Raw genomic sequence first — 17,897 nt, 5'->3', positions numbered from 1 at the left:
ACAAGGGGGCGCCGTGCTGGCTTCGCTTGATGTTCGGTGTCGATGTAATTCTCCCGGCGAGTAAATAGAAAAGGCCCGCATGAACGCGGGCCTTTGTTCATTCCAATCGCGGATCCGAATCAGAAATGCACTTCCGCCTTGATCATCGGCGTCTTGCCGGTTGAACCGACAACCTGTTCATGGTCGTTGCCGAACTTGTTCTGCCAGTACTCGTACCCGACCCCCGCCAGGAAAGTGCCCTTCTTGCCAGCCAGCGCGCCAAGGTCGGCCATCAGGAAGATGTCGGTGAGCGTTTCAGGCTTCGTGTCGGCGCCGAATCCATCTTTGCCCTTCTCGCCGGTGTAGGTGAAGAAGCCGTTCAGGCTGATCGGCAGCGGGCCGGCGTTGAATGGGATGCCCCACGCGGCCGCCACGCGGTAGGTGCTCTCGAAATTCACATCCTTGCCAACGATACCGTTGTGGTTGGTTTCCTTGTAGTACATCAGGCTGAAGTCGACCCAGCCGTCGAGTACGCCGAATTTCAAGGTCGGGCCAAACGTGAACTTGCGGACGCGCGCCGCGAAGTCGGTGTTCTTCGCGCTGGCGTCGAAGCCAGTCGTGATCGCGATATCACGCACGGGGCCAAACGACAGATCGGCGCCGGTGACTTTGCCCAGGTGCAGTTGGTTCTGATAGACGGCATAGACTTCTTGCGCGCCGCCTTTCCCGCCCGCGGCCGGGTCGTTTTCATCCGACAGCAGGAAGTCGACGTTGAAGAAGTTGCTACCGTACTTGTAGCCGCTGACATGGGTCAGCGCGAAGATGTTCTTCTTGATGTCCTTGTCGATCGCGGGTTCGGCGAACTGCGTGCCGTAGCGCCAGCTAGCCGAGGTATCGCTCCAATCCGCCGCGGAGGCGGGGGCGGCGGCTATTGCGCTGAGTACGGCGGCGACGCCGAGCGAAAGTTTTGCTTTCATGTGAATCTCCCTGTCTGTTCGGGCTGGCTTTGAATGAAATCGGAAACTCGCCTGCGGTCACGGCCTTCGTGCCGGCAGCGCTTTGATTCGATTCGATGCTAGCAGTGCAAGGGAGTGGGGGTGCTTATACCCGGGATAATGATTCCGTAATACACGAACCTTAACGGCGGATTAACTGGTTTGCGTGCCGTGAATTGTCGGTGTTTTTGCGACAGAGGCGGAAAGGTCTTGTGCAGACTGGGTTTGCGGTAGCTTGGTATGCGATTCCCGGATATTGCGGTTTTCGGTTTCGTGATCATCGATCGAGCGATGCGCCGAATTGATGCAGCAATTTGCCGTGCGCACCAGATTGAAATGCAATTCGGGTTTTATTGCACCAGACTGGCGTCATTGAAATGATTGGCCGGCTGCCTCGGGCGGTTTGACTGGAAATAGGGTGTGGCATACGGATTGCTGAGTTGGTGCAACTGCTCACGTTGCCAATTCAGGAGAACCCGATGCCTTTCAGTTTTACTCGCCGCACAGTCATTCAGCTTGCCGGTGCCGCTTTCTTGCTACTCAACGGTGGCAGTGTTCTTGCGGACGAGGCATTGAAGTTGAAGTTCACGCTCGACTGGCGCTTCGAAGGCCCGGCTGCACCATTCCTGCTGGCTAAATCGAAAGGCTACTTCGCGGCGGAAGGGCTGGATGTCACGATCGATGCAGGCAACGGCTCGGCTGGCGCGGTTACCCGCGTGGCGACCGGAGCCTACGAAATGGGCTTCGCCGATTTCAACGCACTGGTTGAATACGATGCCAAGCAGCCGGGCTCCAAGATCCAGGCTGTGTATATGGTTTACAACAGCACGCCGGCCGCCGTGTTCTCGCTGAAGAAGTCCGCCATCAACAAGCCGGCCGACCTGCTCGGAAAGACACTCGCGGCGCCGGTGTTCGATGCGGGCCGCAAGGCCTGGCCAGCGTTTGCGAAGAGCAACAAGCTCGATCCCAATGCCGTGAAGTGGCAGTCGGTTGAACCGGCACTGCGCGAGACCCTGCTGGCGCGCGGCGATGTGGATGCGATCACCGGCTTTTACTTCACCAGCCTGCTCAACCTCGAAGCGCGCGGCGTGAAGCCACAGGACATCGCCGTAATGCCCTTCGCCGACAACGGCGTGGAGTTGTACGGCAACGCGATCATCGTTGCGCCGAAGTTCGCGGCCGAACAGCCGAAAGCCGTGGCTGGCTTTCTGCGTGCGTTCAACAAGGCGCTCAAGGAGACGATCGCCTCGCCGGATGCTGCCGCAATGACAGTGAAGGAACGCGATGCGCTGGTCGATGCCGCGCTCGAGACCCGCCGCCTGAAGCTCGCACTCGCGGCCAACGTGGTCACGCCGGAGGTCAAGGCCAACGGGCTCGGCGGCGTGACGCCGGAGCGCCTGCAGCGTTCGATCGCCGAAACCGCCGAAGCCTACGCGCTGCCCAAGGTGCCGAGCGGCGCTGAACTCTTCAATCCCGCCTTCCTGCCGGCCAAGGCCGAGCGGATGGTCAAGTGAGGCGCGAATGAGCTTCGTCCGATTCGAGAACGTCAGCCTTGCCTACACGGACGATGGTCCCCGAGCGATCGAGGATGTGAACCTTGATGTGCGTGAAGGCGAGTTCGTCGCCGTCGTCGGGCCATCCGGTTGCGGCAAATCGACACTGATGAAGCTCGTCTCCGGTTTGCGCTTGCCCAACGACGGCTATGTCTATGTGAATGGCCGTCAGGTGGGCGGGCCGCTCAACTTGGTGGGCATGGCCTTTCAGGCAGCGAACCTGCTGCCCTGGCGAACCACATTGCAGAACGTCATGCTGCCGATGGAGATCGTCGAGCCTTACCGCAGCGAACTGCGCAGCCACCGCGCCGAATTCGAGCAGCGTGCGCGCGCGCAATTGGCTGCAGTGGGCCTCGCGGGCTGCGAAGACAAGTTTCCGTGGGAGCTTTCCGGCGGCATGCAGCAGCGTGCTTCGATCTGCCGCGCGCTGATCCACAAACCGCGCCTGCTGATGCTCGACGAACCCTTCGGTGCGCTCGATGCCTTTACCCGCGAAGAGCTGTGGTGCATGTTGCGCGACCTCTGGCAGACGCAGCCCTTCACGGTGATTCTGGTGACTCACGATCTGCGCGAGGCAGTCTTCCTTGCCGATACGGTGTACGTGATGAGCGCGCGCCCCGGCCGCATCCTCGTCCGGCGAGAAATCGACCTGGCGCGCCCGCGCGATCTGGATCTGACCTACACCGACCACTTTGCCAGCCATGTGCACGCCTTGCGTGAGCACATCGGCCACGTCCGAAAGCACTGAGGCAGCGCAATGGCCATTCGCCAGAAGACCCTGATGCGGCTCGCCCCATGGGCGGTCACCCTGTTCATCCTCATCATGTGGGAAGGCATGTGCGTGAGCTTCGCGGTGCCCGAATTCCTCATGCCGGCACCCAGCGCGGTGTTCAAGGCCGGCCTTGCTACCGCGGGGCCGATCTTCGAGCACGCGACGCAAACCTTCTTCACCACCCTGGTCGGCTTCGCACTGGCAGTGGTGGTGGGGCTGGTGGTCGGCGCGGTGGTGGGCTCCTCACCGTTGGTCTACAAGGCGCTCTACCCGATGCTGGTGGGCTTCAACAGCATCCCAAAGGTCGCCTTCGTGCCGGTGCTGGTGGTGTGGTTCGGCATCGGGACGGTGCCGGCGATCCTCACCGCTTTCCTGATCTCCTTTTTCCCGGTGGTGGTGAACGTGGCGACCGGGCTGGCGACGCTGGAGCCGGAACTGGAAGACGTGCTGCGCTCGCTCGGCGCATCGCGGCTGGACATCCTGCGCAAGGTTGGGCTGCCGCGCGCGATGCCTTACTTCTTTGCCTCGCTGAAGGTGGCGATCACGCTCGCCTTTGTCGGCTCGGTCATCTCCGAAACCGTCGCCTCGAACCTTGGCATTGGCTATCTGATGATGTCCGCCAGCTCGTCGATGAACATGCCGCTGGTGTTCGCTGGGCTGATCGTAATCGGCGCGATGGGCGTGGTGATGTACGAGCTTTTTGCCGCGCTTGAACGCCGCCTCACCGGCTGGGCCCATCGCGGCGCCGGCGCGGCACTCTGACAAAGCGGGGCGCCGTTTCGGGCGCCCCGTCGTTCAATCGCGCCGATACACCGGGCGGCCCATCGCGTGGGTCGCCACCACGCAGCGTTCGTCACCAAGCGTCTGCAGCGCAAACAGGCGCTCCTGCAGCGTTGAAGCATGCGAAATCCGCCACGCCAGTTCCTCGGTGGCGTGCAGGTCCAGCACCACGAAGTCCGCTTCCTTGCCGGCTTCAAAGTTGCCGATGAAGTGTTCAAGCCCCAAGGCCCTGGCGCCCCCCAGCGTGGCCAGATACCAGGCCGAGAGCGGCGCCAGCGGCTGCGCGCAGAACTGCGACACCTTGTAGGCCTCGCCCAGCGTGCGGATCAACGAGAGGGAGGTACCACCGCCCACATCGGTCGCGAGCCCCACCGCCATGCCCGCATCGCGTGCGGCGCCGTAGTCGAACATGCCGCTGCCGAGGAACAGGTTGGACGTCGGGCAGAACGCGGCCGCGGTGTGCGTGTCGGCCATCCACTTGCGTTCGGCTTCATCCAGATGCACGCAGTGGCCGTAGATCGTGCGCGGGCCGATCAGGCCGTGGCGCGCATACACATCGAGGTAGCTGCGCCGATCCGGAAAGAGCTCGCGCACCCATTCGATCTCGCGTTTGTTCTCCGCGAGGTGCGATTGCACATGCAGATCCGGCCACGCGGCGTACAGCGCGCCGGCCACGTCCAGCTGCTGCGGCGTCGAGGTCGGCGCAAAGCGCGGGGTCAGCGTGTAGCGCAGGCGGCCATGGCCGTGCCAGCGCTCGATCAGCGCGCGGCTGTCGTGTTCGGCACTCACGGCGGTGTCGCGCAGTGAATCCGGGCAGTTGCGATCCATCATCACCTTGCCGCACAACATGCGCAGATCAAAGTGCGAGGCTGCCTCGAAGAAGGCATCCACCGAATGCGGATGCACCGTCGCGAAGACCGATGCGGTGGTGGTGCCGTGCGCGAGCATCCTTCGCACCACGAACTCGGCGCACTGGTGCGCCACCGCAGGGTCGGCGAAGGCGGATTCGGCCGGGAAGGTGAATTCGGTGAGCCAGTCGATCAGTTGCCGCCCGAAAGAGCCCAGCACCCCCACCTGTGGGTAGTGGATGTGCGTATCGACCAAGCCCGGCAGGATCAGGTGGCCGCGGTAGTCATGCAACTGCGCATGCTCACGTGCAGCGGGATCAAGCGCGGCGGCGATGTGCCCCCATTCGCCGACAGCGCTGACACGGCCGGCTTCGATCAGTAGTGCGCCGTCTTCAAAGAACTCGCAGGCCGAGGCGTCGTCGACCGGCCCCGGATCGCGGAGGAAGTGCAGTACCGCGCCACGGACAAGGTGGATCTGCTGGTTCATGCGTGCCCCGCAGCGAGGGCAAGCGCGAAGCGGTTGTGGCGTTCGAGCACACGAGGCAGGTCGATCGTCGTGAGCTGACCCTCGCGCACGACCACTCGGCCGTTGATGACCGACAGGCTCACCGGCGGCGGGGTGCAGAACAGCAGCGCAGCGACCGGGTCGTGCACCGCGCCGCCCGCAAGGCTGACGCCCCCGGTATTGAAGGCCACGCAATCTGCGCTCATGCCGGGCGCGATCGCGCCGATGTCGTCGCGGCCCAGCACGCGGGCGCCGCCCAGGGTCGCCAGTTCCAGCGCCTCGCGGGCGGTGAGTGCAGCGGGACCATGGCCGACGCGCGCCAGCAGCATCGCCTGCCGCGCTTCGCCCAGCATGTGCGCACCGTCGTTCGATGCCGAACCGTCGACGCCCAGACCGACCGGCACCCCCGCCGCGCGCATCTGCGGAATCGGCGCGATGCCAGAGGCCAGACGCATGTTCGAGCATGGGCAGTGCGCCACGCCAGTGCCGCTTCGCGCAAACAGTGCGATGCCCGGGGCGTCGAGCTTCACGCAGTGCGCGTGCCATACATCGTCGCCGGTCCAGCCCAATGACTCGGCGTACTCGGCCGGCGTCATGCCGAAGACCTCGCGGCTGTAGCTGATGTCTTTGTCGTTCTCGGCCAGGTGGGTGTGCAGGCGCACGCCGTAGTGGCGCGCCAGCTCGGCCGATTCGCGCATCAGCTCGCGCGATACCGAGAAGGGTGAGCAGGGCGCCACCGCCACATGCAGCATCGAATGCCGCCGCGGGTCGTGCCAGGTCTCGATCAGTCGCCGGGTATCGGTGAGGATCGCGTCCTCGCGCTCCACCACTTCGTCCGGCGGCAAGCCGCCCTTCGACTGGCCCACGCTCATGCTGCCGCGGCATGCGGTGAAGCGCATGCCGATCTCCTGTGCGGCGGCGATCGAATCGTCGAGCCGGCTGCCGTTCGGATAGATGTAGAGGTGATCGGACGAAGTCGTGCAGCCGGAGCGGATCAGCTCCGCCATCGCCGTCTGTGTGGAGACATGGATCATCTCCGGCGTGAGCCCGGCCCACACCGGGTAGAGCGCGCGCAGCCAGTCGAACAGCTCCGCATCCTGCGCCGCGGGCATTGCGCGGGTCAGGCTCTGGTACATGTGGTGATGGGTGTTTACGAGGCCGGGCATCAGCACATGGCCGCGCAGCTCGATCGTTTCGTCCGGCGCCACACCGGCGTGCGCGCAGAGCGCGGCGAGTTCATCGGTGGTGCCGACGGTTTCGATCACGCCGTCGCGGATCAGCACTGCGCCGTCCGCGATCTCGCGGCGCGCAGCATCCATCGTCAGCAGCACATCGGCGTGGTGCAGTAAAAGGGTCGTCATGGCTTAGGTCCTGCACGGCGACGCTTCAGGTGGCGTCGCCGGATTGATTTGGGAATCAGCGCCCTGGCACGAAGCTCTTGCCGAGCGAGGCCGGCAGGTTCAGCTGCAGCAGCTTGCGGTCGCGCGAGATCAGCACCAGCACCACGATGGTGGCGATGTAGGGCAGGGCGGAGAGCAACTGCGACGGCACCCGCACGCCCAGCGCTTGCGCATGGAACTGCAGGATCGTGACGCCGCCGAACAGCCAGGCGCCGAGCAGCAGGCGGCCCGGCTTCCAGGTCGCGAACACGACCAGCGCCACGGCGATCCAGCCGCGCCCGGCGCTCATGTTCTGCACCCACATCGGCGTGTAGACAGTCGAGAGGTAAGCCCCCGCAATGCCTGCCATCGCACCGCCGAACAGCACGGCGCCATAGCGGATCGCGAACACTGGAAAGCCCAGCGCATGCGCCGATTCGGGTGATTCGCCGACCGCGCGCAGCATCAGGCCCAGCTTGGTCTTCGCCAGCACCCACCACACGATGCCGAAGAACACGAAGGACAGGTACACGCCCATGTCCTGCGTGAAGAAGACCGGGCCGAGCAGCGGAATCGACGACAACAGCGGCAGCGCAACCGGCTTGAGGCCGGGCAGGCTGTGGCTGACGTAGTGCTGGCCGATGAAGGCGGAAAGGCCGATGCCGAAGATCGTCAGCGCCAGCCCCGCCGCGGACTGGTTCGCGGCCAGCGACAGCGTCAGCACCGCGAAGCACAGCGCGGCAAGCGTGCCGGCGGCAGCGCCTGCAAGGAAGCCGGCGCCCGCACCGCCACCGGTCTCCACTGCGGCGGCAAAGCCGGCGACCGCGCCGATCAGCATCATGCCTTCGACGCCCAGATTGATGACGCCGCTGCGTTCGGCCACCAGTTCGCCGAGGCCGGCGTAGATCAGCGGCGTGGCAGCCCCCAAGGTGCCGGCGAGAATCGGAATCAGATGTTCGATCATGCGATGGCCTTTTTGGCGAGTGCGGCGGCGCGGCGTTTTTCGAGTGGCTTGCGCAGGCGGAAGTCGATGAACACGTCGCAGGCAAGCAGGAAGAACAACAACATGCCCTGGAAGATGCCGGTGATCGCGGCCGGTGTTTGCAGCGCCATCTGTGCCGCCTCGCCGCCAAGGTAGATCAGCGCCATCAACAGTCCGGCGAACACGATGCCGATTGGATGCAGGCGCCCGATCCAGGCAACGATGATCGCGGCGTAGCCATAGCCCGGTGAGATGTTCAGGTTCAGTTGCCCGACCGGGCCGGCGACTTCGCCTATGCCGGCCAGCCCTGCCGTGAGGCCGGAGAGCACCAGGCTGAGCCAGACCGTACGGCTGGCCGGAAAGCCCGCGTAGCGTGCCGCCTGCGGCGCAAGCCCACCGACCGTGACCTGGTACGACAGGAAGCTCTTCGATACGAACAGCCAGAACAACAGCACAGCGGCGGCGGTGATGAACACCGAGGTGTTCAGGCGCAGCCCTTCAAACAGCATCGAGAACAATGCCGCGTCGCCGAACATCACCGACTGCGGGAAGTTCATGCCGGCCGGGTCGCGCCAAGGGTCGCTGACGAGCCACGAGAGGATGAAGTTCGCGACATAGGCGAGCATCAGCGTGGTCAGCGTTTCTTCTGCGTTGAAACGGGTTTTCAGCAGCGCAGGAATGGCGCCCCACAATGCGCCGCCAACCGCGCCGGCCAGCACCATTGCCGGCAGCAACCAGGCGCTCTGCGATTCGGGGAAGGCAATTGCGACGCCGCCGCCGAAGATTGCGCCCATGATCAACTGGCCCTCGGCGCCGATGTTGAAGATGCGCGCCCGAAAGCCGATCGCCAACCCCTGTGCGATCAGGATCAGCGGGGCGGCCTTGAGCAGCAGTTCGCTCCAGCCGTTGGCGTCGGCCAGCGGGCCGATGAAGAAGACATGGAAGGCTTCGCGCGGATCTTTGCCGAGCGCAAGAAAGAGCAGGGCGCCGACGCCAAGGGTGAGCAGGATCGCCAGCAGCGGCGCGGCATAGCTCATCCACCGCGAGGGGGTGGCGCGGGGTTCAAGCAGCATGGGCGCTCTCCGGCGTGGGTTGGGCAAAGAGGCCAGACATCGCAAGCCCGATTGCCTCGGCGTTGGTTTGTTCGCGCGGCACCGCGGGCGAGAGACGCCCACCGGCCAGCACCGCGATGCGGTCGCAGATCTCGAACAGTTCTTCGAGTTCTTCCGAGATCACCAGCACGCCGACTCCGCTGCGCGAGAGGTCGAGCAGGGTCTGGCGCAGGAAGGCCGAGGCACCGACATCGACGCCCCAGGTCGGCTGGGCGACGATCATCACCTTGGGTGCTTGCATGATCTCGCGCCCGACGATGAACTTCTGCAGGTTGCCGCCGGAAAGACTGCGCGCCAACGCGCCGGTACCACCGCAGCGCACGTCGAAGCGCTCGATACAGCGTTGGGCAAATTCGCGCGCCGCAGCGAAGCGGCGCAGGCCGTGGCGCACCAGCCCTTGCCGGTGTGCGGTAAGCAGTGCGTTGTCGGCGAGCGACATCGCCGGCACCGCGCCGCGCCCGAGCCGCTCTTCCGGCACGAACGAGAGCCCGCGATCGCGCCGCGCCCCGGCATCGCGGTGGCCCACGGCCTCGCCGCACAGCTGCACCATCTCGCGCGCGACCGGCGTTTCGCCCGACAGCGCGGCGAGCAGTTCAGCCTGCCCGTTGCCTGAGATGCCGGCGATGCCGACCACCTCGCCGCTGTGAACGGTGAGCGCGATGTCGGCCAAGCGGGTGCCAAAGGCGTCGTCCGGCTCGCGTGATAGCGCGCGGATCTCCAGCAGCGGCTTGCGTTCGCCCTCGTAAGTCGGCGCTTCGCAATGCGGTAGTTCGCGGCCGATCATCATGCGGGCGAGGCTGGCCGAACTCTCCTGGCGCGGGTCGGCTTCGCCCGTGACACGGCCGCCGCGCATCACGGTGGCGCGTTCGCACAGCTCGCGGATCTCGTCGAGCTTGTGGCTGATGTAGAGGATGCTGACGCCCTCGCTGGCAAGCTGACGCAGCGTTTCGAACAGCTTGCGCACCGCCTGCGGCGTGAGCACCGAAGTGGGCTCGTCGAGAATCAGCAATTGCGGGTTCTGCAGCAGGCAGCGAACGATCTCCACCCGCTGCCGTTCGCCCACCGAAAGGCTGTGCACATGGCGCAGCGGATCGAGCGGCAGGCCGTAGCGCTGCGACACTTCCTTGACCTTGACCGCAAGGCTTGCGAGATCGAACTCACCGCCGAGTGAGAGCGCGATGTTCTCGACCACCGTGAGCGTTTCGAACAGCGAGAAGTGCTGGAACACCATGCCGATGCCCAGCGCGCGGGCGGCGGCGGGGTCGGGGATATCGACCTGACGGCCGTTCCACATGATCTCGCCCATGTCGGCTTTCACCGCGCCGTAGATCACCTTCATCAAGGTGCTCTTGCCGGCGCCGTTTTCACCCAGCACCGCGTGGATCTCGCCCGGTCGCACAACCAGGCTGACGTCGTCATTCGCCAATACCGACGGGTAGCGTTTCGAGATGTGGAGCAACTGCAAACGCGGCTCGCCGTGAAGCGGGATCGGAGACGCTGGCTCAGGGTTCATCGCGGGCTTCCGGTGGATTTGCAATGGATGTCGGCGAGGGCCGACGCTGCATGTTGCGAAGCGTGTTGCAACAGCAGCCGCGTTTCGCGCAGTTGCAGTAGTTGCGCGGCAACGCCGATGGCAATCGACTGCGGCGACTTGCTCTGAATGCCGGCGATACCGATCGGGCAGGTGAGTTCTTCGAGGCGCTCCGCGGCAATACCGCGCTCGATGAAGCGATGCTCAAAGCGGGCACGCTTGGTGTCGGAGCCGATCAGGCCGAAGTAGGCGAAGTCCTTGCGGCGGTAGATCGCCATGCACAGCTCGAAGTCCAGTGCGTGGCTGTGCGTCAGTACGAGAAAGCAGGTGCCGGGCGGCGCGTCGGCCACTGCTTGCTCGGGCACATCGGTGCTGATCGCGCGGACGTTGGCGGGCAGTTCAGCGGGGAACACATCCTCGCGGGTGTCTATCCACGCGATCTGGGCGCCGAGCGGTGCGAGCACCCGCACCAGTGCCTCGCCTACGTGGCCGGCACCGAAGATGCTGATCGGGAACGGCGGCTCGCCGATGTGTTGTTCGAACTGCCAGTGGCCGTCGGGCTGGCGTGAGAAGTCAGTGCCGGTTCGCCCCGCGGGGCATAGCGACCAGACTGAGTGGGCATCGCTGCTCGCGACCGAGCGTGCGAGGTGTTCGCCGCGCGCCACGGCGGCGGCGCGGTGGCGCCACATGAGCGCGCTGTCTGCGTCGATGCGTTCGAACAGCAGCCACACTGCACCGCCGCAGCATTGCCCGAGGCTTGCGCCGAGCGAGAAGCGAACGGTGCGCAAGCGGGTGCCGTCCCGCAGCAGGGCGCGTGCGATTGCGGTGGCCTCCCACTCCAGGTGGCCGCCGCCGATCGTGTCAGCCGTTTGTGTCGCACCGACGAGCATTGCCGCGCCCGCCTCGCGGGGTGTCGAGCCTAGGGTCTGCGCCACGGTGACCAACACCAGCGGCCCCTCGGCGCCGAGCAGGGGGGCTATTTGCGTGAGCCACTCGTTCATGCCGCCTCCGCGGGTATGGCGAGGCCGCCGATAGCGCGCAGCAGCGCTTCCGGCGTGGCAGGGGCAGAGAGTTCAACCGGGCCGCCGGTCGCAGCCGCGCAGGCATCGCGCAGCGCGAAGAACACGGACAAGCCCAGCATGAGCGGCGGTTCCCCCACCGCTTTGGACTTGTGGATCGCGTCTTCCACGTTCTCGCCTTCGAACAGCTTCACGTTGAAGACAGGCGGGCAGTCGGACACCGCCGGGATCTTGTAGGTGGATGGCGCGTGCGTCATCAGCCGGCCATCCGGCTTCCACCACAGTTCTTCGCTGGTGAGCCAGCCCATGCCCTGGATGAATCCGCCTTCGATCTGACCGATGTCGATGGCCGGATTCAGACTGCGGCCGACGTCGTGCAGGATGTCTGCGCGCAGCACGCGGCTCTCGCCGGTGAGGGTGTCCAGCGCCACTTCGGCACAGGCTGCGCCGTAGGCGAAGTAGTAGAACGGCCGGCCCATCATCGTGTGCGGGTCGTAGTGGATCTTGGGCGTGGCGTAGAAGCCGGCGTCCCATAGCTGGATGCGGGCGCGGTAGGCCTGCCCGACGAGATCGACGAAGGGGATGATCTCGCTGCCCGCGATGACGCGACCGCCCGTGAACAGCACATGCTCCGGGGGGACCGCGTTGCGCGCCGCGATGAAGGCCGAAAGGCGCGCGCGGATCGCCTGTGCAGCGGCCTGTGCTGCCTTGCCGTTCAGATCGGTGCCGCTCGAAGCAGCGGTAGCCGAGGTGTTGGGCACGCGGCTGGTGTCGGTGGGCGAGAGGCGCACATCCTCCACCTGCAGGCCGAACTCATGGGCGACGATCTGGCGGATCTTGGTGTAGAGCCCCTGGCCCATCTCGGTGCCGCCGTGGGTGAGCAGCACCGTGCCATCCGAATACACCGCCACCTGCGCGCCGGCCTGGTTATACATCGTCGCCGTGAAGGAGATGCCGAACTTCACCGGCGTGAGCGCCAGCCCGCGCTTGATGATGGGGCTACTGGCGTTGAAGCGGGCAATCTCCACCCGCCGCGCGGCGTAGTCGCAGTCGCGCACCAGTTGCTCGACCAGCGCGGGGGCGATGTTGTCTTCCACCTTCATGCCGTAGTGGGTGACGTTGCGCTGCGTGCCGCGGCTGTCGCCGTAGAAGTTCACCCGCCGCACATCGAGCGGATCGCAACCGAGGTGGCGCGCGATATCGTCGATGATGGTCTCGATTGCGAACATGCCCTGCGGGCCGCCGAAGCCGCGGAAGGCGGTGTTCGATACCGTGTTGGTTTTGCAGCGCAGGCTACGGATGGCGACCGCATCGAGGTAGTAGCAGTTGTCGGCGTGAAAGATCGTTCGGTCGTTGATCGGGCCGGAAAGGTCGGCCGAGAAACCGCAGCGCGAGGCCAGCGTCAACGCCAGGCCTTCGATCCGACCTTCGGCATCGAATCCCACGTTCCACTCGATGCGGAAGTCGTGGCGCTTGCCGGTGATCGTCATGTCGTCGTCGCGATCCAGCCGCAACTTCACCGGGCGCTTGGTGTGCCAGGCAGCGAGCGCGGCGGCGCAACTGATCTGCGACGATTGCGATTCCTTGCCGCCAAAGCCGCCGCCCATGCGCCGGCATTCAACGCTGACCTGGTGCGCCCGCCAGCCAAGCGCATGGGCCACCATGTGCTGCATCTCGGTCGGGTGCTGGGTCGAAACGTTCAGGTGTATCGAGTCGTCTTCGCGCAGCGTCGCGATCGCGATCTGGCCTTCGAGGTAGAAGTGCTCCTGTCCGCCCAGATCCACCGCGCCTTGCAGCCGGTACTTGGCGGCGGCCAGTGCGGTGACCACATCGCCACGGCGTACTTCCACCGGCGGCAATACCCAGGATTCGGCCGCCATCGCCGCTTCAGCGGTGAGCACTGCAGGCAGGGGCTCGAACTCGAATTTCGCGAGGCGCGCAGCACGGCGTGCGGCGTCATGGCCTGTGGCGACGACAAGGAACAGCGGTTGGCCCCAGTACTGCACCAGCCCATCGGCGAGGATGGGGTCGTCGTGCAGCACCGGGCCGCAGTTGTTCTCGCCGGGAATGTCGGCGGCGGTGAGCACCTTGACCACGCCGGGTGCGGCACGCACGGCCGCCAGATCCATCGCAGTGATTTGCCCGTGCGCGACCGGGGCGCTGCCGAACGCGGCGTGCAGCGCGCCGGCGGGTAGCGGCATATCGTCGGTGTACTGTGCGCGACCGCTGACATGGAGCTTCGCGCTTTCGTGCGGCAGAGAGGCGCCGATGACGCCACGCGGAACCATCATGCTGAGACCTCAGCGAGTCGGGTTGGTGCTGTCGCTGGGGCCGCGGTCTCCAGCCAGAAGCGCCACAGCAGGTTGCGTGCGGTGGCGTTGCGATAATTGGCGGTGGCGCGCATGTCGGTGAGCGGCATGTAGTCGGCGCTGAGCGCCAGCATTGCTGCGCGTACCGACTCGGCCGACCAGGGCTGGCCAAGCAGTGCGGCTTCGCAACGCGGTGCACGGCTGGGTGTCGCGGCCATGCCGCCGAAGGCGACACGTGCGGACTCGATCAGGCCGTCGCGCACGCTTACGGCGATGCCGGCACAGACGGCGGAGATGTCCTGATCGGCGCGCTTGCTGACCTTCCAGGTACGGAACATCGTGGGTGCTGCAGGGCCGCAGGGCACGCGAATCGCGCGCACAAATTCGCCCGCCTGCAGCGCTGACTTCTGGTAACCGAGGTAGAGGTCTTCCAGCGCGATCTCACGCGTCGCGTCGCCACGTTGCAGCAACACGCTCGCGCCGAGCGCGATCAAGCCGGGCATCGAATCGCCGATGGGCGAGCCATTGGCGATGTTGCCGCCCAAGGTGCCGGCATTGCGAATCGGCATCGATGCGAATCGCTCGGCCAGTTCTTGCCAGGCGGGATTCGCCGCGACCAGTGCGGCGAAGGCCTCGGTCAGCGTCGCGCCTGCGCCAATCACCAGTTGATCATCGTCGCGCGTGATCGTGCGCAGTTCGGTTACGGCACCGAGGTAGATCAGATCCGGCAAGTCGCGCATTTGCTTGGTGACCCAGAGCCCGATGTCGGTGGAGCCGGCGAGCAGCCTCGCGCTCGGTCGAGCGAGATAGGTGCTTGCAAGTTCATCGACGGTGCGCGGGGCGAAGAAGCGCGTGTGGTCGCTCTGGTATTCAAGTGCGGGCAGGGCGGCGAGCAAGTCGAGCGCAGCGCGCACCGGGGCGCGGTCCATGGCTACGCGCGGCCTCGCATGGGCCGCTGTCGCGGCGTCGATGATTGGCCGGTAGCCGGTGCATCGGCACAAGTTGCCCGAGAGCACGCTGAGCGTCTGTTCGCGGGTCCGCGTGCCGGAGCGCGTTTCGTAATCGGCCCACAGGCTCATTGCAAAGCCGGGCGTGCAGAAACCGCACTGCGACGCGTGGCAATCAACCATGGCTTGCTGAACCGGGTGCAGGTCGCCGCCGTCGGCGAGGTCTTCCACGGTGAACAGGGCCTTCCCGTCCAGCGTGGGCAGAAACTGGATGCAGGCGTTAACGGCGGTGAGCTTCAGCCCACCGGGTGCGCTGTCATCACGTTCGCCGATCACCACCGTGCAGGCACCGCAGTCGCCTTCCGCGCAACCTTCCTTGGTGCCCGTGGCACAGGCGTCTTCACGCAGCCACTGCAGCACGCTGCGGGTGGTCGGTTTGCCGCTGATTTGTTGGACAGCGCCGCGGAAATAGAACTGGATCGGTCGTGCGGTCATTGTGTTTTCTCTCGCGCAAGCTCATGTGCGCCGGGGTGATTCGAAGTTATCAGGTGCGCTGGCTGTGCGAAGCCGGGCAAGGCGGATAGGGGTTATCCGCCTGCGCTTATGAAGGTCTGGCGGTAGCGCTTCGAGCGTGCGACCTGCGTTGGACGAATACCGCTCATAAGCGCTGCGGGATGGGTTGCGCGGCGACGAGTCGATACAGTCGATTCCAGTCCGCGATCCGGTCACGGGACCGGCGGCGAAATTCCAACAGGAGAGCGTTCAATGTCCCGATTCAAGTGTCTTGTGGCTGGCGTCACGCTGGCCCTGGGTATCAGTAGTGCTGCGCACGCGGCCGAGCCTTTGCAGGCCGGCTTCGTCTACATCGGCCCGACCGGCGATCACGGCTGGACCTATTCGCATGACGTGGGCCGCAAGGAGGTCGACGCCAAGTTCGGCGACAAGGTGAAGACACAGGGAATCGAGAACGTGCCGGAAACGGCCGACTCGGAGCGCGTGTTCCGCGACTTGGCGAGCAAGGGCACCAAGGTGATCTTCGCCACGTCGTTCGGGTACATGAACCAGATGGAGAAAGTTTCGAAGGCCTTCCCGAAGACGGTCTTCATGCATGCGACGGGCTACAAGACCGGCAAGAACCTTGGCACCTACGATGTGCGCACCTATGAAGGGGCCTACATGCTGGGTGTGGTGGCCGGCAAGATGACCAAGAACGGCAAGCTGGGTGTGGTGGGCTCGTTCCCGATCCCGGAAGTGATCCGCAACATCAACGCGTACACCATCGGCGCGCGCAGCGTGAACCCGAACGTGACCACCCGCGTGGTGTGGGTGAACACCTGGTTCGATCCGGGCAAGGAGCGTGAAGCTGCACTGACCTTGATCGCGCAAGGCGTCGATGTGCTGATGCAGAACACCGACTCGCCGGCCATCGTGCAGGCTGCGAAAGAGAAGGGCGTTTATGCCTTCGGCTGGGACTCGGACATGACCAAGTTCGGCGACAAGGCCCACCTGGCCGCCTCAGTCCTGCACTGGGGCACGATCTACAACGAGACGGTCGAGAAGGTCATGGCCGGCACCTGGAAGCCGACGCCCATCTGGTACGGCGTGAAGCAGGGTGCGGTGAACATCGAAGCGTTTGGCCCGGCCGTGCCGGCGGACGTCAAGAAGCTCGCCGAAGATCGCCGCGACGGCATCAAGGCCGGTACGTTGCACCCCTTCACCGGCCCGCTGAAGGACCAGTCTGGCAAGGAGTTCGTTGCTGCTGGCAAGTCGTTGCCGGATAGCGAGTTGGCGAAGATGAACTTCTACGTTGAAGGCGTGGAAGGCTCAGTGCCGAAGTAAGCCGCGGGCTGTATTCGCACCATTGACACGAAACGCCCGGTGCCGCCGGGCGTTTTCGCTGGATTACCCCAAGGAGTCGCGATGCGCTATCCCGCCCAAGGCCTTGAGCCCACCCATGAGCAGATTCTGCGGCACCTTCGGCGTTCCAACGCTGTGGCCGAACGAGCTGTAAGCCTGGGTCACCACCCTTTCGGCGCAATCCTGGTCGGGCCCGATCAGGAAACCGTGCTGCTCGAACAGTGCAATATCGACACCGTGAATCACGCGGAATCGACGCTGGCTCGAATAGCGGCGACGAACTTCAGCGCGGATTACCTGTGGGGCTGCACGCTCTACACCGCTGTCGAGCCGTGCTGCATGTGTGCTGGCACCGCCTATTGGGCCAACATCGGCCGCGTCGTCTTCGGCATGACCGAAGCCCAGCTGCTTTCTGCGACCGGCGACCACGCTGAAAACCCGACCCTCAGCGTGTCGTCCGCCTACGTATTCGCGCACTCGCAGAAGCCGGTGAAGCTGATTGGCCCCGTCGACGAGATTGCCGCCGAGACCATCGCAATGCAGCGGCTTTTCTGGAGCACGCGATAGGCCTGACCGTAGCGTCGGTCGTACACTCGGAGCCATGCAAGCTCGATTGGGGGCGTGATTTTTCGAATACGCACTCGATGTGCGTTGAACTGCTCTGGAGCCAATGTTCCGCCTGCGCAAGAAACAAGCTGGCCGGCTTGAGGATCTCGTTCGCCTTGCGCAGCTCGCGCAACTTGCGCTCTAGGTCCATGATGTGCTGAGGCTCGTCGGCCGTGACGCCATTACACAGGCTGGCATCGGCCTCATGCTGCCCGACCGCGGCATGCAGCGTCTGCGGTACGCACCAAGGGAAAGCTAGGGGATTTCTCCATGCCTCCATGTTCTCAAGCGTGGGTGCGTCCTCAGAACCCACCGCGATTCGGTCTTTTGCTATCGGTGAGCGCGTTCTAGTGGCTGATCATCCAAGGGCGTTTTCCCGGGAATGATTTACTACCGTCGGGCGCTTTTGCGGTGCTCTTGCTGATGCCGCTACCACAGCCGCAGCCCGGCCCGTGAACATGCGTACTGGATCGCTTGGGTTCGTGGCGCGCGCGCTCGTTGGTGGCGTGGGCGCTGCGGGTATTGCTGTCCATCAGCGATAGCGCGGAAAGGGTCTGCACCCGTGAGGCGCGTGTACCGCAGCGCGGGCAGAAGGTGGGCGCGTCCCGGCTGGCGATGCTGCGCAGGGTCTCGAAACCGCCGCAGTCCGGGCACTCGTAGGCGTAGAGAGGCATGGCACAACTCCTGATCCGTGGAACTTGCCCTCTCCGCGGCGCGGAGAGG

General features: G+C 64.9%; 15 protein-coding genes. 5 read left to right on the top strand and 10 right to left on the bottom strand.

The window, feature by feature from the left end:
* Window positions 1–119: 119 nt before the first annotated feature.
* A complete protein-coding gene (locus tag JY500_RS10850; RefSeq protein ID WP_172200072.1) occupies window positions 120–956 on the bottom strand; it encodes a hypothetical protein in 837 nt (278 codons plus the stop codon).
* Window positions 957–1,453: 497 nt separating this feature from the next.
* Between JY500_RS10850 and JY500_RS10845 the strand changes: the two genes are divergently transcribed.
* From JY500_RS10845 to JY500_RS10835, 3 genes are read left to right on the top strand one after another with little or no spacing between them, the layout of a single operon-like run.
* Window positions 1,454–2,488: an ABC transporter substrate-binding protein gene (locus JY500_RS10845; RefSeq protein ID WP_206256367.1), complete on the top strand. Its 1,035-nt coding sequence runs from the start codon at window positions 1,454–1,456 to the stop codon at window positions 2,486–2,488.
* Window positions 2,489–2,495: 7 nt separating this feature from the next.
* Window positions 2,496–3,275, top strand: coding sequence for an ABC transporter ATP-binding protein (locus tag JY500_RS10840; RefSeq protein ID WP_206256366.1), 780 nt, complete (start codon window positions 2,496–2,498; stop codon window positions 3,273–3,275).
* A gap of 9 nt (window positions 3,276–3,284) precedes the next feature.
* The gene (locus tag JY500_RS10835; RefSeq protein ID WP_206256365.1) at window positions 3,285–4,061 is read left to right on the top strand and encodes an ABC transporter permease; all 777 of its coding nucleotides are present in this window, start codon (window positions 3,285–3,287) and stop codon (window positions 4,059–4,061) included.
* Between the two features lie 33 nt (window positions 4,062–4,094).
* On the opposite strand, the gene guaD is transcribed toward JY500_RS10835, so the two are convergent.
* From guaD to xdhA, 8 genes are read right to left on the bottom strand one after another with little or no spacing between them, the layout of a single operon-like run.
* Window positions 4,095–5,414: a guanine deaminase gene (gene guaD, locus JY500_RS10830; protein WP_206256364.1), complete on the bottom strand. Its 1,320-nt coding sequence runs from the start codon at window positions 5,412–5,414 to the stop codon at window positions 4,095–4,097.
* Window positions 5,411–6,793, bottom strand: coding sequence for an 8-oxoguanine deaminase (locus JY500_RS10825; RefSeq protein WP_206256363.1), 1,383 nt, complete (start codon window positions 6,791–6,793; stop codon window positions 5,411–5,413). Before JY500_RS10825 ends, guaD begins: the two co-directional genes overlap by 4 nt.
* Window positions 6,794–6,848: 55 nt before the next feature.
* Entirely contained in the window at window positions 6,849–7,775 is a 927-nt protein-coding gene (locus JY500_RS10820) for an ABC transporter permease (protein ID WP_172200054.1), read from the bottom strand.
* Complete coding sequence (locus JY500_RS10815) at window positions 7,772–8,866, bottom strand: ABC transporter permease (protein ID WP_206256362.1); 1,095 nt, start codon at window positions 8,864–8,866, stop codon at window positions 7,772–7,774. Before JY500_RS10815 ends, JY500_RS10820 begins: the two co-directional genes overlap by 4 nt.
* Window positions 8,856–10,418 carry an ABC transporter ATP-binding protein gene (locus JY500_RS10810; RefSeq protein ID WP_206256361.1) on the bottom strand — a complete coding sequence of 521 codons (1,563 nt, stop codon included), beginning with the start codon at window positions 10,416–10,418 and terminating at the stop codon, window positions 8,856–8,858. Before JY500_RS10810 ends, JY500_RS10815 begins: the two co-directional genes overlap by 11 nt.
* Complete coding sequence (gene xdhC / locus JY500_RS10805; protein WP_206256360.1) at window positions 10,415–11,437, bottom strand: xanthine dehydrogenase accessory protein XdhC; 1,023 nt, start codon at window positions 11,435–11,437, stop codon at window positions 10,415–10,417. The genes JY500_RS10810 and xdhC overlap by 4 nt, the downstream gene beginning before the upstream one ends.
* Window positions 11,434–13,746 (bottom strand): xanthine dehydrogenase molybdopterin binding subunit, encoded by a 2,313-nt coding sequence (gene xdhB, locus JY500_RS10800; protein ID WP_206256359.1) that lies wholly within the window; start codon window positions 13,744–13,746, stop codon window positions 11,434–11,436. Before xdhB ends, xdhC begins: the two co-directional genes overlap by 4 nt.
* A complete protein-coding gene (gene xdhA / locus JY500_RS10795) occupies window positions 13,743–15,206 on the bottom strand; it encodes a xanthine dehydrogenase small subunit (protein WP_206256358.1) in 1,464 nt (487 codons plus the stop codon). Before xdhA ends, xdhB begins: the two co-directional genes overlap by 4 nt.
* A gap of 270 nt (window positions 15,207–15,476) precedes the next feature.
* Here xdhA and JY500_RS10790 point away from each other — a divergent pair, with 270 nt between their 5' ends.
* Together JY500_RS10790 and JY500_RS10785 are read left to right on the top strand one after the other, a co-directional pair.
* The gene (locus JY500_RS10790) at window positions 15,477–16,550 is read left to right on the top strand and encodes a BMP family ABC transporter substrate-binding protein (protein WP_206256357.1); all 1,074 of its coding nucleotides are present in this window, start codon (window positions 15,477–15,479) and stop codon (window positions 16,548–16,550) included.
* Between the two features lie 81 nt (window positions 16,551–16,631).
* Window positions 16,632–17,135 carry a nucleoside deaminase gene (locus tag JY500_RS10785; protein WP_206256356.1) on the top strand — a complete coding sequence of 168 codons (504 nt, stop codon included), beginning with the start codon at window positions 16,632–16,634 and terminating at the stop codon, window positions 17,133–17,135.
* 386 nt (window positions 17,136–17,521) lie between these two features.
* Here the strand turns inward: JY500_RS10785 and JY500_RS10780 are convergent, their stop codons facing one another.
* Window positions 17,522–17,848, bottom strand: a complete 327-nt coding sequence (locus tag JY500_RS10780; RefSeq protein ID WP_206256355.1) for an FmdB family zinc ribbon protein — start codon at window positions 17,846–17,848, stop codon at window positions 17,522–17,524.
* Window positions 17,849–17,897: the final 49 nt, after the last annotated feature.

Origin of the sequence: Niveibacterium microcysteis, from assembly GCF_017161445.1 — a bacterium.
GTDB classification, from domain to species: domain Bacteria; phylum Pseudomonadota; class Gammaproteobacteria; order Burkholderiales; family Rhodocyclaceae; genus Niveibacterium; species Niveibacterium microcysteis.
Note: the sequence above shows the minus strand (reverse complement) of the source record. Positions and strands in the feature narration are given on the sequence as shown.